The sequence below is a fragment of the Dyadobacter psychrotolerans genome, assembly GCF_004349265.1.
Taxonomy (GTDB): domain Bacteria; phylum Bacteroidota; class Bacteroidia; order Cytophagales; family Spirosomataceae; genus Dyadobacter; species Dyadobacter psychrotolerans.
Window position 1 is genome coordinate 1 of sequence record NZ_SMFL01000030.1, and the last position, 13,242, is coordinate 13,242.

Annotated in this window: 12 protein-coding genes; 8 read left to right on the plus strand and 4 right to left on the minus strand. The window is 42.7% G+C overall.

Features of this window, described 5'->3' with window-relative positions:
• The coding region (locus E0F88_RS33170) for a transposase (protein ID WP_181956071.1) at positions 1-283 on the plus strand (283 nt) is incomplete at its 5' end.
• On the opposite strand, the gene poxB is transcribed toward E0F88_RS33170, so the two are convergent.
• Both poxB and E0F88_RS33180 read right to left on the minus strand, forming a co-directional pair.
• Entirely contained in the window at positions 242-1,945 is a 1,704-nt protein-coding gene (poxB, locus tag E0F88_RS33175; protein ID WP_131963045.1) for a ubiquinone-dependent pyruvate dehydrogenase, read from the minus strand. The genes E0F88_RS33170 and poxB overlap by 42 nt on opposite strands.
• A 207-nt stretch (positions 1,946-2,152) precedes the next feature.
• Complete coding sequence (locus E0F88_RS33180; protein WP_131963047.1) at positions 2,153-3,082, minus strand: hypothetical protein; 930 nt, start codon at positions 3,080-3,082, stop codon at positions 2,153-2,155.
• A gap of 265 nt (positions 3,083-3,347) precedes the next feature.
• Here E0F88_RS33180 and E0F88_RS33185 point away from each other — a divergent pair, with 265 nt between their 5' ends.
• The 6 genes from E0F88_RS33185 (at position 3,348) to E0F88_RS33210 (ending at position 10,829) form a co-directional block, all read left to right on the plus strand.
• On the plus strand, positions 3,348-3,914 hold the full coding sequence (locus E0F88_RS33185; RefSeq protein WP_229213991.1) for an RNA polymerase sigma-70 factor: 567 nt from the start codon (positions 3,348-3,350) through the stop codon (positions 3,912-3,914).
• Positions 3,915-3,983: 69 nt separating this feature from the next.
• The gene (locus E0F88_RS33190) at positions 3,984-4,634 is read left to right on the plus strand and encodes a hypothetical protein (protein ID WP_131963051.1); all 651 of its coding nucleotides are present in this window, start codon (positions 3,984-3,986) and stop codon (positions 4,632-4,634) included.
• Positions 4,635-4,649: 15 nt separating this feature from the next.
• On the plus strand, positions 4,650-5,855 hold the full coding sequence (locus tag E0F88_RS33195; protein ID WP_131963053.1) for a DUF4374 domain-containing protein: 1,206 nt from the start codon (positions 4,650-4,652) through the stop codon (positions 5,853-5,855).
• A 118-nt stretch (positions 5,856-5,973) separates the two neighbouring features.
• Positions 5,974-8,331 carry a TonB-dependent receptor gene (locus E0F88_RS33200; protein ID WP_131963055.1) on the plus strand — a complete coding sequence of 786 codons (2,358 nt, stop codon included), beginning with the start codon at positions 5,974-5,976 and terminating at the stop codon, positions 8,329-8,331.
• A 32-nt stretch (positions 8,332-8,363) separates the two neighbouring features.
• The gene (locus E0F88_RS33205) at positions 8,364-9,572 is read left to right on the plus strand and encodes a DUF4374 domain-containing protein (RefSeq protein ID WP_131963057.1); all 1,209 of its coding nucleotides are present in this window, start codon (positions 8,364-8,366) and stop codon (positions 9,570-9,572) included.
• A 90-nt stretch (positions 9,573-9,662) separates the two neighbouring features.
• Positions 9,663-10,829: a PepSY-associated TM helix domain-containing protein gene (locus E0F88_RS33210; RefSeq protein ID WP_131963059.1), complete on the plus strand. Its 1,167-nt coding sequence runs from the start codon at positions 9,663-9,665 to the stop codon at positions 10,827-10,829.
• Positions 10,830-11,212: 383 nt separating this feature from the next.
• Here E0F88_RS33210 and E0F88_RS33215 read toward each other — a convergent pair whose 3' ends face one another.
• Positions 11,213-11,605, minus strand: coding sequence for a helix-turn-helix domain-containing protein (locus tag E0F88_RS33215; protein WP_131963061.1), 393 nt, complete (start codon positions 11,603-11,605; stop codon positions 11,213-11,215).
• Between the two features lie 269 nt (positions 11,606-11,874).
• Between E0F88_RS33215 and E0F88_RS33220 the strand changes: the two genes are divergently transcribed.
• The gene (locus tag E0F88_RS33220) at positions 11,875-12,993 is read left to right on the plus strand and encodes a glycosyltransferase (protein WP_131963063.1); all 1,119 of its coding nucleotides are present in this window, start codon (positions 11,875-11,877) and stop codon (positions 12,991-12,993) included.
• Here the strand turns inward: E0F88_RS33220 and E0F88_RS33225 are convergent.
• The coding region (locus tag E0F88_RS33225; RefSeq protein ID WP_165940039.1) for an IS66 family transposase at positions 12,962-13,242 on the minus strand (281 nt) is incomplete at its 5' end. The genes E0F88_RS33220 and E0F88_RS33225 overlap by 32 nt on opposite strands.

Genomic DNA, 13,242 nt, shown 5'->3' on the forward strand with positions numbered 1-13,242 from the left:
TAACCAAAAGTCTCTTTTTATAGCCGACGGTGCGAAAGCTCATAAAGACGAACTTTTTGATGCCAACAAATTAGTATTTAAAAAATTGCCGCCCGCTTGTCCTGAACTAAATCCTATTGAAAGATTTTTCAAGGAAGTGCGGAGGTATCTGAAAAACAAAGTTTTTGACAGCCTAGAACTCGCACAACAAAAAATTCAGAAAGTAGTAGAGAACATTTCAGAATCCATTGACAACGTGATTTCACTTACTTGTTTTCCCTATATCAGAAATACGTCTATTTAAATTGGATTTAGTATAAATACTGAATTTTTCTGCCTGAGCGAAGGTGATTTTTGGCGGCATGGCAAGCTCTGTCGGGTTGGTCGTCACATCGATCAGTACCGGACCGTTATGTGCAAGGGCTTCGTCAATGGCTGCGGCCACGTCCTCGGACTGTTCAACCCTGATCCCCTTGATACCGATGGCCTCAGCCATTTTAGCGAAGTTTGTATGTTTCAGGTCGGTGCCGAACGGAGGTAATCCTGCCACTTTCATTTCCATGGCTACAAAACCCAGTGAGCTGTTGTTGTAAACCACAATTTTTACCGGCAGATTGTATTGAAAAATCGTCAGGATATCGCCCATCAGCATGCTAAAGCCACCATCTCCTGAAAGGGAAATAACCTGTCTGTCCGGGAAAGCCAGCTGTGCGCCAATTGCCTGCGGCATCGCAGATGCCATAGAACCGTGGTTGAATGAGCCGATCAGCCGTCTTCCTGTTTTCATGTCCACATACCGGGCCGCCCAAACCGTCGGTGTTCCTACATCAGCTGTGAAAATTGCATCATCCTTCGCTTTCTCGCTGATCACTTTTGTAAGGTATTCAGGATGAATCAATTTACCTGCTTCTGAACTTGCGTGTTTGTCTAAATTTTTTCTGTTGGACTGGTAACGTGACTGACAGTCTTCCAGGAATTTCTGATCAGTTTTGGTTTCGATAAAAGGTAAAAGTGCCTGAATAGTTTCTTTCACCGCACCTGCCAAACCCAGATCGAGCCGGCATCTTCTGCCCAGTCGTTCCGGGCGGATGTCAATCTGAACGATTTTCGCCTTTTCCGGGAACCACTCTTTGTAGGGGAAATCGGTTCCAAGAAGTAGTAATAAATCACAGTTTTTGACCGCATGATCACCGGAGGCAATACCAATCAGCCCGGTCATACCAACATCATAGGGATTGTCGTATTGCACATGTTCTTTACCCCTCAAAGCATGCACCATCGGCGATCCGATTTTCTCAGCCAGAGCCAATAGCTGATCGTGCGAACCGGCACAGCCAGCGCCGCAAAGCAAGGTTATCTTTTTTGCGTCGTTGATCAGACGAACCAAGGTGTGAATGGATTCATCGTTTGGACGCGTGCTGGCGTGAGCCATAAATATGGGATGTCCCAGACCTTCATTTTCGATGTTTTCCATCGCCACGTCACCCGACATGCTCACTACGGCAACGCCGCTTAAACCAATTGCATGCTGCATTGCCATTTGCAATACGCGGGGCATCTGGCGGGCAGAGGCAATTGTTTCACAGTAGTAGGAGCATTCGCGAAACAAGGCTTCCGGCCGCGTTTCCTGAAAATAACTTGTACCGATCTGCTCACTTGGAATCTGTGCAGCAATTGCCAGAACAGGCGCGTTGCTCTTGTGCGCATCATACAACCCATTGATCAGGTGCATATTGCCTGGCCCGCAGCTTCCTGCACATACGGCCAGCTTACCCGTCAGTTGTGCTTCTGCCCCCGCAGCAAAAGCGGCAGCTTCTTCATGCCGGTAATGAATCCATTTGATCTTGCCCGATTTTCGCAATTCTTCAGTAAGCGCGTTTAGTGAGTCACCAACGACGCCATGAATACGTTCAACACCTGCCTGTTCCAGTATTTTTATAAATTCTGCTGCTACTGTTTGTGCCATATTAGTGGTTTGTTTGCGCGGATAATTAATCCAATATGCTGATTTTTTAAGGAAAGGAGCATAAAGATTGTGCCCGCTGGCAAACAAAACCGGATTCAAAACAAATGCGATAGCCTTTGCCCGATTTATTCCTGCCACTCAACTGATCTTGATATAATTGTTACTTCCACAGTCAAATTGCGCTTTTAGAATATCGGTAAGAAGCATTTATTTCAGAAATGAATAGCCAATTGCAAAAGAAGCCCAGGGTTTGCTCTGATAAATCCAGCTATTACCTACCTGACTTACCCAGTCCAGTCCGGCAACAAGCCCGACTGTGAACGTGCCTATCTGGACAATTGCTCCCGCCGCCCCTGTAATACCGGGATAAATACCCGCTTTGACATCAGTGTTTCCAGATGAACTGGTGCTGTTTTCGTTGATATTTATAAAAGACAATCCAAGTGTTAAAGGAAGGACTATATAATAATTTTGTCGTTTGGAAATTCTGTATCTGGGACCGGCATAAGCGCCGATGGTTACATCTGTGGACATGGCGAATGGCGTTTTATCGCCGTCGTGCCTTACACCAGGGCGAAATTTAAATGGAAGTGTCAGCTGACCTGTTGCAATTCCGGAGTAACCCGTTGCAAAAACAGTATCTCTGGGAATGGCAAAAAAGTCCTTTTTGGTAATGATCAGATTCTTTCCGTTAATTCCGATGATACTTGTCCTGATCTTTGGTTCAGGAAACATCGGAAGACTCATTTTAACTGTACTGTCGGGATTCAAAGACAGGGATTCCATTGCGTCGAGCTGAAAACCGTTACGAGATAAACCTGTGAATGAATTTCTGGTAATCTTATTTTTTTGATTGTTTTGTCCCGATGTTGCTACAAAGAAATTCGGATAGGTCAGTATTAAATAGGTTGTTGTGTCAGGTAAAAATTTCTTTTCTTCCCAATAGGCATGAACCTTAAAACCGGGTACAGAATTGAAAACTGTATCCTGCTCTATTTCATAAGTATCTCCAATCAGACTCCGAAACTGAGCAGACCTGTTGAGTGAGATAGACAAGACTTTTTCCTGTCCGGACTGGGCCATAGAAAAGCCACAAATATTCAGGGAAAACAGGGAGAGTAGTATAAAGTTTTTCATGGGGTACTGGTGGAAAATGTATTCTAAATATATTACAATTTGCCTCATGGCCGGATTAAACTTATTAAGTGGTGTTTAGCAGGGTTTGCTGTTTAAATGCATTAACAGAAATAAATAAAATTGGTACTATCCTGAGGTTTCGTGTTATATGTATATTTTTTACAGCAATGGTGATGTGCCGGTTCATTGGCCCGGAAAAATTCAAGTCAGTTAAATCATGAAATCAATCTCTACTAATTAGACTAAGTCTAAAAAAGGATTAAATTTGCAGCTATTACTAGTTGCGTTTACTATGCAGTGTACCGAATTCAGGGAAGAACTCAGACCCTTGGATGAAACTTTATTTACGGACATTTATAACCGATACTTTGAAAAGGTGTTTGGAGTTTGTTATGCCAATCTTAAAGATGTGGAAGTGGCGAAGGAACTTGCCCAGGAAATTTATAAGTCCTTATGGGAGCGGCGTCACACATTGGAGTTTACTCACTCGATCGAGCATTATCTGGTGCGTTCGGCCAAGCTGAAGGTTTTTGAATACATTCGTAACAGACAGATCAGGATCGAGCACCTTAAAACCATCGCGGCAACCAGCACGGCAGACGCTAACTTTACAGAAGATTCAGTGATGCATCAGTATTTGCGTGAACGATTAGGGCGACTCACCGATGAGTTGCCAGTACATTGCCAGCGGGTATTCCGAATGAGCAGGGAGCAGGGATTATCTAATAAAGAAATCGCAGGAGAACTGGTAATTTCGGAGAGAACCGTGGAGTATCATTTAGCAAATGCACTGCGGTTGTTACGCTCCGGGCTTGCAGATTATGCGATTTAGTCAGAATCAAAATTAAAAATCTTTGATTTTAATATCCATCCACTGTAATTTTACGGTTTATCGCGACCCATGAACATCTCCGAAGCGCTTATCGAAAAGTATCATCACGGCTTGTGTAGTCGGGAAGAGGCGGAAGCTATTGAGAAATGGCTGGAAGATGGCGATGAGCAGCAACTTGAATTACCTGAACATATTCCAGTAGAAGAGATTAAAATGGACGTGTGGAAAGATTTACAGCCACAGTTCAATATCAGCACGCCATCTTCAAAGTCAGTATTTTGGAAATATACGGGAATGGCCGCTGCCGCAGTTATTATTTTTATGTTAGGAGGCAGTTTCTTAAAAAACATATCCGGCGCATTTACTACCCCACCCAGCGGAGCATTGGCCCGCGTTACCTCTGTTTCTGACCAGACCGAAGCACTGAAAATAGAATTTGGAAGGGAAAGTGGTGCCAGTTATAGCCAGGAAGACAAAATGTTGGATTTTTGCGGCGTCGTAAAAATTACGCCAAAAGAAAACATGAAGCTTTCGTTCACAAGTTTTTGTGATGGCAACAGGGAAACAATAAAGGAAATTGATGTAAAAGGCGGCACTACCTATTTTGCCATGGATTTAAAACATCAGAATAGCTCAGAACTTATCGTAATGGATAAAAATATGGTTGGTGAGCTTCCGCCAATCGTCCAGAATTCTTTGATTGCTCAATTTGGTATTTAATTGAAATCGTCTTTAATGCTAAATTGGATCAGAATTATTTTTTTATTAAGCATTCCTGTGCTTTTTCAGACTTGTGCCGGTCAGGAAGAGTTTAAAAATAAAAAATACAGTTTTGTAGTTCGATCGACAGATGAAAAGTCGTACATCTGGCAAACAAACAATCTGGACAGCGGAGTAGTTAATCCCATAGAAAAAGGCGTTTGGCTGGATGGTCCTTCCAGAATCTGGTATTATTTAATTGTAAAAAACGGCTTTTACTATTACGTAGATTCGAAATCTGAGTTTTTTGTCAAAGCGGAAGTTCAGGATGCTCGTTTTGTACATCTGGATTCTATTCCTTTAACTGACTTCGGATACCCTGACAATTCCCTTTTTATTGATGAGGATACCGTTTTTCTCATCAGTCATAGTTTGGGTCTCCGGCCCAAGAAATTTGCGAAAGTGAATGTAAAAATGATGACGGCCACTGTTGGTACATTGCCAATTCCCGGTCCTGTGAAGCCATTTGATAATATGTCAGTCGGATTTGAGATGTGGCGGAATAATTACCTTTGGATTGGATACACCTACCATTATTCAAATCGGGACATGGGTTATGGATCGTCAGATACGGTTTATGTGGCGCGAATGACTTATCCGGGTATGAAGCTTGAACATATTGACAAAGATGCACGCTCTACATATCCCGGAAATGTAAATACTGCCCAGCAAAACACTTTTAAAGATGAAAAGGGAGATTTTTATTTTCTTTCCTGTCCGGGAATTGTAAGGGGAGCAAACCCCGATCAACCCACGGCTATTTACAGAATTAAAGCAAATACAACGAGGGTCGACAGTTCTTACTTTTTCAACATATCCGCTTCCAAAATTCAAAACCACGCTTATGGTTTGTGGTATCTCGGAAATAACAAGGCTTTACTCAGAAGTGAGCGAAAGGACTTGTTCAAGAACTACAAGGACCATTATCTCGTGCCGCATATAGAATATTTTGAAGTCGATTTACTAAACATGCAGGTTCAGAAGCTCAATCTTCCTCTGGATAGGGGAAGCTCGCGTACCTGTGTATTGGTGGAAAACGAAAAAGCCTACATTACAATTAATGACGGAAAAGGAAATAACGATGTCTGGATCTATCAGACAAAAAATCAATCACTGAAAAAAGGACTGCATTTTGAGGGAAATATTGATTATATCTTCCGCCTCGAACGACTTAATGAATAGTTATTTAGAATAATTAAACTTTTTTTCAATTTCCACTGTGGCAACGCCCAGCTTGTGCAACTAAGGTTGGAAAGTCAGAATGCACCATATTCTGGCCCGTTTAATTTTAGTCTCAGGCATGTACACAGGAAGCATCTTATTTCGATTTTTTACAATAGCATTTTTTTGTTTAGCCACTTTCGTCAACGCGCAGAACCAGATAACAGTCTTGGGCGGAGTGAGCAGTGCGGCCGGTGAACCCCTTGAAGGAGTTACGGTTTCGGTCAAGGGGCTTTCCTTAGGAACCAAAACTGAAAAAGATGGTCAATTTACGTTGAAGTTTACCAAGCCAGGAACATTCACACTGATTTTTTCAAGTGTTGGATATTCTACCGTTGAAGAAAAAGTTCGTGTAGAATCCGGTTCATCCAAATTGCAGATTACGCTACAATCCAGCACCATTGATTTCAACGAAGTCACCGTTCGTGGCAAAGGGGAGGCGCAGCAGTTGCGTGAGCAGGGATTTTCGGTAAATGCCATTGATACAAAAAAAATAGCGAATACTACGGCAGACTTAGGCCAGATACTCAACCGCTCCACGGGTATTAAAGTGAGAGAACAGGGAGGAGTTGGGTCAGATTTTGAATTTTCAATCAACGGATTATCAGGCAAATCGGTCAAACTTTTTCTGGATGGTATTCCACTGGATATTCTGGGAAGCGCTATGAACCTTAACAACATTCCAATTAATCTGGCGCAGCGTATTGAGGTTTACAAAGGTGTTGCCCCGGTTGAACTGGGATCTGACGCTTTGGGAGGATCAGTGAATATTGTTACAAATAAGTCGCTGGATAATTATCTGGATATAAGCCACAGCTATGGTTCTTTTCAGTCGCATCAGTCGGCACTTACCGGGCAATATGTCTACAAGCCGGCCGGGCTGGTGATCAAGGGAAGCACCTTCTTCAATTATTCAAAAAATAACTATCTCATGAAAGGGGTTGAAGTATGGGATGCCGGAAAGTATGAATATGTAAAACGGGACTTTCGCCGTTTCCACGACCGCTACCAGTCGCTGATGGGGCAGGTTGAAGTCGGTCTGGTTAACAAAAAATGGGCGGATGTTATTTTTCTTGGCCTGGGTTATTCAACATACGACAAGCAGGTTCAGACCGGCGTTCGTCAAACCATTGTCTATGGAGGAGTAGTTAAAGATGGCACAGGTAAAAACGTAAGTCTGCGATACAAGAAGGATAGTTTACTAAATAACAGGTTAAGTATAGGGGTATACGGTACCTATTCTTACGATCATTATGTGCTGTCGGATACGACTCAGCGGAAGTATAGCTGGGATGGCTCGTATGTGCCCGGTAACCCGGAAACAGGAAGTTACCGAATGACCCGGGTAAATCGTCCACGCATCTTTACCAGGTTTAATGGAAATTACAATCTGGCAGAAAACCATGATCTGAATCTGAACTATACTTTCGATCAGGTGGAAAACCAAACCTATAATTCACTGACTTCTTCCGGAGACGACATGCCCGGAAAACTGGGAAAACAAATTGTTGGCCTTGCTTACCAGATGAAGCTTTTTCCAAACTGGACAAACACGTTTATGACGAAGTATTACGGCATAAGCATGAACAAGAGACAATACGATTACAGTTTGTCAAAAACAGTCGTTTTGCGTGACTTTCAAAACTATTTTGGATATGGCTTAGCGTCGGTGTATAAACTGGACAACAACTCCGGTATCAAAGCTTCCTATGAACATACCTATCGTTTGCAGGATGTGAATGAGGTTTATGGAGATGGTTATCAGGTTTTAAACAACATGACCTTAAAACCGGAAGCGAGTGATAACGTCAACATCGGAGGATTTTACGGAGCCAACAGCGGCAGGCAGGATTGGTTCGTGGAAGCATCCGCTTTCTATCGCAGCGCCAAAGGTTTTATTTATGCCAATCAATATGATAACAATCAGCTTCAATATCAGAATTTGTCCAATGTTATGGTTAAAGGCTTTGATGCTGAGGCTAAATACAATTACGGGAATCTGTTCAATGCCCTGTTAAATATCACTTACCAGCACGCTCTCGACAATACCAGGTTTGTCAACAATAGTGGCAGTGGGGCAGTTTCAGCTACCTATAAAAATAGAATTCCAAATCAGCCGTGGCTTTATGGAAACCTGGATCTGGGATTGGGTAAAAACCTTCAGAATACCCGGGGAGGACGGCTGCAGTTCACCTGGAGTACACAATATACACACTGGTACTACCGGTCTTGGGAAGGTTTTGCAACAGCAAATTCACTCGCTACAATTCCAAAACAATTGGTGCACAACGTCATGCTTTCATATTCGATGCAGAAAGGCCGCTACAATGCTTCTCTGGAATGCAGAAACCTCACTGACCAGCTCGTATATGACAATTTTCGTTTACAGAAACCTGGCAGGGCGATATTCTTAAAGCTTCGTTTTTTTATTATTTAAATAATTTTTTTCTTTTAAATCAACCCGATAATATGTTTAAATTAAGTAAGGCTCTGTTGGGAGCCATGTTGGTAGCATTGAGTTTTGTTTCATGCAGTGACAATAATTCAGGGGGTGATGATCCTCAGGCAGAACCTTCGTCCTTCGCAGTCTGGGCGCAGCTGGGTAGCTGGCCTAACACAAATTATTACATCATGGGTGTCAGCAGTCTCTCCACAGGTAGCTTCAAGCTGGAAGGTAACGGCATTGATGTAACTACGCTTTTAAACAACTCGGTAATTACAAGAGGCGGGTTTTACTATTTTTATAATACAACAGAAGGTAAATTCGGGAAGTATAAAATTGAGAATGGCGCAGTAACCGTTGTAAAGGAATTTCCTTTCACCAACATGTTATCGCTGGCAGGTCATACCTGGATCGACGATAATACTCTTGTCATGATCGGTGGCGTTACAGGCGCGAAAGCTGTGAATTATGCGGTGATCAATACCAACACCATGACTACTACCAAAACCGGGATAGTTACCGGCCTCCCGTCAGGTCCGGAAAGTCATCCTTTGATACGCGTTGGCGGTGACATTCAGTATAAAGATGGTAAGTTGTATTTCTCGGTAATTCATTATAACGGTTCAGACTATACGCTTTACAAACAACTTAACACGCTTGCAGTTTCTTACCCGGATTTTGCAGTTACTAAAATTTCCACCGATACACGCACAGCAGGTTTGGGTAACACGTCCGGTTATTATGCAACGTCATTTGTCGATGAAGCAGGGGACATGTATTTTCTGACTAGCTGGAACGGCCTCGTTGCCGGCGGTGCGTCAACGAAAAAAAGTATTTATCGTATCAAAAAAGGTGCGGATGTACTGGATCCAACCTATTACATGGATGTTGAAGCTGAAATCGGTTTCGTGCCAAGTTCCGGTTTATTAATGAATCTGGGCAACGGTAAGGCGATTATTAAATACATGACAAGTACTGAAACTACGGCTAAAACAAGGTTTTCAATTATCAATATCACAACCGGTAAAGAGCTTCGCAAGCTTACCGAAGTTCCTGATGCGGCATCCAGTGAAAGAAATGTTTACGTAGAAGGTGGAAAAGCTTATATCGCTGCTTTATCAGGAACAGGAAAAGATTACATCTGGGTTTATGATTCAGCAACTGACAAAGTTACCCAGGGACTCCAATTGGAAGGCGGATATACATCTTTCTCCCGAATAGATAAATTAAACTAATCATTTGTATTTCTGATTGATATGCTTCCCTGTTAATGGGGAAGCATATTTATGCATTGCCTTCACCATCGTTGTTATCACTGAAAAATCATGGAAAAACCCACAATCTTAAAGGAAAAAAAGCCTTCTGTGCCACAACCGAAACCATCGTGGTTACGAAGGTTCAATGACTGGTTCCATTTATGGATTGGTATTGCTGTGGGTATTCCTGTGATTATTATTAGTCTGACCGGATGCATACTGGTTTTTGAGCACGAAATAGTGGAAATGTCGCGATCCTGGTGGCAGGTTGAAATTCCCGCGCAAACTGCGCAGCTTCCTCCATCAGCCATCCAGTCAAAAGTACTGGAACAATTGCCGGAAATGAAAATTCGCCGGTTGTGGTATTATGGTGAGGGTAAACCGGTTAAAATATCTCCTGATAATTCGGATTCACTGATTTTCGCTAACCCCTACAACGGCAAAGTGCTCGCACTGGAAGATCATGAGGATATATTTGAGTTCATTGATGAGGGGCATCGGAATTTGTGGTTTCCTCCTGAGATCGGCAAGCAGGTCGTAGGCTGGAGTACCGCCATATTTCTGGTATTGACCATTACGGGAATTGTGCTTTGGTTGCCGAAAAACTGGAAGCTGCGTGAGTTGAAACAGGCATTTTCTATTAAATGGAAAGCCAAATTCAAGCGTTTGAATTATGACCTGCACAATGTGCTGGGTTTCTATTCCCTTTCAATTGCGGTGCTCATGGCTCTGACAGGACTCATGATGAGTTTCAGGTTCGTGAATAGTTCTGTGCTGAAAATGCTGGGCGCAAAGGATCGTAGCTCGGAAGTGAGCGTCATTGGCCCAGGCCCAAAGGTTGTTCCCGCTACGATAGAAGGAAAGGTAGATCTTACATGGAAACTCGTTACAACCCAAATGGGGGAATTTAACAAAGAGGAGATCAGCATACATTTTCCAAAAGAAGATGGTAAATCCATCTACGCATGTACTGACATGCATAACGGAACCTGGCGGGAACTGAATTTCGACATCAACACGCTCGCTCTGCTTTCTACTTCTCATACCAAAATCGCGGATGATACCGCTGCCAACTGGGTGAGACGATCCAACTTTTCGCTGCATGTAGGTGCCTTTGGCGGTCTATTTACAAAATGGCTGTTTTTCTTCGCAAGTCTGATTTGTGGTACTTTACCGATCACCGGATTTGTTATCTGGTGGGGAAAACGAAAGAAAAAGAACAAGTTTAAAAAGTAGAATTATGAAAATGTGCTGAGGCTTTGCGACTCACAGTCTCTCATTTCACGATCAGTTTAAGCTGATGCAATCCAGGTTTTGTGTAATACATACCTGGATTTAGAAACGATGGCTTGGTGAACCGTTTTTCGATCCACATACCGAACCGGAAATCAAACCTTAGTCACATAAATTTCAAACCGGGAGCGGATAACACATTGGACAAAAGTGATATTATTTGGAATAAGGGCCGACGGCATTGTTGAAATTAGCGATAACATGCTGACAGCCAGCAATTTTTTAACAGAACCGCCTTTTGGTAATTTGTATTAAATGCCCAGACCGAAAGTGTGGATGTCGAAGTTATTGCCACCGGGCACCGCAAACTAAATATATAAGCTCCATCAGGTTTCCTTTTCAAAATCAGATATGGAGGGAAATCTTCCATCAATCAATTCCTGCATTTTTATCAAAGCCTTTTCCACCCGGTCATTATTTTCCTGAACGAGAATTGAATAGTTCCTTATTTGGGCAATGATCTCTTTATTATCGCGAATAACGATACTGTCCTGATGGTCAGATGGCTGATTACCCTGGCCGGTTAGATATGCCATCAGCTCCACCGGGTTAAAGTCAAAAGCAGTTGCTAGCTTAACATACGATCTGATCGACGGTGACGACTTATCGAGCTCCCAATCAACATAGGTACTGTGAGAAACACCCACACGCTCAGCAACCAGGCGGGCAGACATTCCTTTCTGGTCGCGCAGCTTTCTTAATAGTGATCCGATTTTCATGAAGGGAAAAATGATGTGATGAAGTAGTATAATTAAGGCAATATTATTTTTAGTTATGGATAATACAAATATTATCTTGTATTATTTATTCTAAATCCGATTATGGCAATTGGCCGGCTTTTCCTATCAAAGTGGCCGGCTTTTCTTTTGGTACTAAATTTAGATTGAATGTAGCTTTGTCGAGTTAGTTAGATAGCCATAAAAAAAGTGTACTCTTCCTGCCTGCATCCATCCGAAGCCACGTTGTTCCGGCATTGTACCTGGCCGACGTGCTTTCCCCGTATTACGACATCCATTTTGCCGTCACCGGTGATGTGCTGGAAGAGATTGTGGTTAAGCAGGGGTACAATGCAATCCGTACGAGCTCATTCAGAGTAGCCCTGGGAATGGAGGAGCGTTACCTGTGGGAAAAGAAAATGAAGCACAGTAAATGGGAAGTGTTAAAATGTATCCGGGCGAACGAGTTGTATCACTACCGGCAAAATGAGTTGGCGGAGATTGTGGATCGTATCAAACCGGACATCATTTTCATTGACATTTTTAACAGTACGGATATTCTGGTATTACAATCAAGATATAAAAATATCAGCTTGATCTTTCTGAACCCGATGTTGTCAACTTACAAAATACCGGGATTTCCAACAGTGGATCAGGGCAAATGGACACCAGATAAGCTTCCTGACGAAGAAACGAAACGCCGCATTCCCTTCAAATATTTCCTGACGCGGCCGTTTGACGTACTGATTCGGAAAGTTATGGACATGCAGTTTCAGGAATTAACAAGTATCGATGGTTTTTTAGATAAACATCCGCTGGCAAAAGACCGGACGAGTGCGATGCTGTTTGATAATATACCTGAGATTATCCTGGCTCCGCTGGAACTGGAAATGTCTCCAAAAGTGAGCAAGCCAAACCAGCACTATCTCGGACTGTGCATCAGTGATAACCGGAAGGACACCGAACTGGACACCTCTTTTGACATTCGTTTTGAAGAAATTATTGAGCGACGAGAAAAAGGCAGAAGGTTGATCTACTGCACCTTCGGTACCTTTTACCAGGGATCTGACCGGGCTTTGCTTGATTTTCTGAATAAGTTGCTGGATGCGATTGAGGGACTTGAAAACGTAGAGGTCATTTTCTCAGTCAATAAACTGGTGATTGAAACAATCAGTTACCAACGAAAGATACCTTCTAACATCCACATGTTTAACCGCGTGCCACAGCTAAGGGTGTTAAAGTACGCGGATCTGTTTGTGACCCACGGGGGCCTTGGCTCGATAAAGGAGAGCATTTATTACGGAGTTCCCATGCTTGTGTACCCGCTGGACCTGCATTACGACGTATCCGGCCTACCAACTACATATTTGTTAGTTGCTGAACTTTGTTAAAGTTTTGCGGATATAGGTCGGTAATGTTTTTATGATTGATTGTGGAGATGTTTAGCAGGGTGTTTTTTAGCCAATTGTAGGGATTGATATTATGTTTTTTGCAGATCGCGAAGAAAGAGTATATCATGGCAGCTCGCTGTGCAGCATCATGTGATCCGGCAAAAAGATAATTTTTCCGACCTAGGGCCAAGCCACGTAAGGAATTTTCAATTTGATTATTGTCGATCAGCAGATTCCCATCATGTAAAT

Excerpts from the sequence above, each read along its gene's own strand:
- E0F88_RS33200 (WP_131963055.1), top strand. The coding sequence starts at position 5,974 with ATGTACACAGGAAGCATCTTATTTCGATTTTTTACAATAGCATTTTTT.
- poxB (WP_131963045.1), bottom strand. The coding sequence starts at position 1,945 with ATGGCACAAACAGTAGCAGCAGAATTTATAAAAATACTGGAACAGGCA.
- E0F88_RS33210 (WP_131963059.1), top strand. The coding sequence starts at position 9,663 with ATGGAAAAACCCACAATCTTAAAGGAAAAAAAGCCTTCTGTGCCACAA.
- E0F88_RS33190 (WP_131963051.1), top strand. The coding sequence starts at position 3,984 with ATGAACATCTCCGAAGCGCTTATCGAAAAGTATCATCACGGCTTGTGT.
- E0F88_RS33195 (WP_131963053.1), top strand. The coding sequence starts at position 4,650 with ATGCTAAATTGGATCAGAATTATTTTTTTATTAAGCATTCCTGTGCTT.
- E0F88_RS33215 (WP_131963061.1), bottom strand. The coding sequence starts at position 11,605 with ATGAAAATCGGATCACTATTAAGAAAGCTGCGCGACCAGAAAGGAATG.
- E0F88_RS33205 (WP_131963057.1), top strand. The coding sequence starts at position 8,364 with ATGTTTAAATTAAGTAAGGCTCTGTTGGGAGCCATGTTGGTAGCATTG.
- E0F88_RS33180 (WP_131963047.1), bottom strand. The coding sequence starts at position 3,082 with ATGAAAAACTTTATACTACTCTCCCTGTTTTCCCTGAATATTTGTGGC.